Source organism: Vibrio sp. 2134-1 (assembly GCF_033339495.1).
The window spans coordinates 1-653 of record NZ_JAWOUS010000531.1; the positions used below are offsets into that span (position 1 = coordinate 1).

A 653-nucleotide genomic window follows, 5' to 3' on the forward strand; every position below is an offset into this window, starting at 1 on the left:
GAGCTTTACTTGAGCCTGCTAAAACAAGCACCTCGAGCCAAATTTTCGTTTCTGCGCTGGGGAAACGAGGCTAAAAACCGTTTAATAGATGGTGAAAATGCGGTCGCAATCCACTACTTTGATGAGGACTTACCTCAATCGGTCGCACAAAAAGAGTTGGGAAAAGGAAAGGCCGTCTTTTTTGTTCGCAAAGATCACCCCGCACAAGATTTTGATGACTTGCAGCTCTACCCCTTTTTACTCTTCAAAACACCAGGATGGAATGACTACCGATACCCTCTATTGGAACGCTTGAAGAACATTGGCTTTAATGCGTCGCCAAAAGTGGAAATAGAACACCCAGCGATGATCCACAAAATCATCCTTCAAACCGATCATTTCGGTATCACGATGAGTGACCATGTCCCGCAGGGATGCAGAAGTATCGCACTACCGAACCGCTTAGAATTGACTGTCAGCTACGTGATGAGTTGTCGGCGTTCACAGCAACACGCACCGTTAAATCTATGGTTATTTGATAAGATTAAACACGTGATTGCAAACTAACGTTCTTTTAGCATGCCCAAAGTAATCGCTTGGTGATGTTGACGCAGATAATCGATATCTTGCAAATACGCGATGTGATGTCCCTCTTCCAAATTGGCTTGAAATCT

At 44.3% G+C, this 653-nt stretch carries 1 protein-coding gene and 1 pseudogene; one reads left to right on the top strand and one right to left on the bottom strand.

Annotation, left to right across the window (positions count from 1 at the left end; translation table 11 throughout):
* Window positions 1–546 (top strand): LysR substrate-binding domain-containing protein (locus tag R7R78_RS27050; protein ID WP_225474727.1); only part of this gene is annotated, 546 nt, incomplete at its 5' end.
* On the opposite strand, the pseudogene R7R78_RS27055 reads toward R7R78_RS27050, so the two are convergent.
* Window positions 543–653: pseudogene (locus R7R78_RS27055) on the bottom strand (phosphotransferase); the annotation flags it as partial. The gene R7R78_RS27050 and the pseudogene R7R78_RS27055 sit on opposite strands and share 4 nt — an antisense overlap.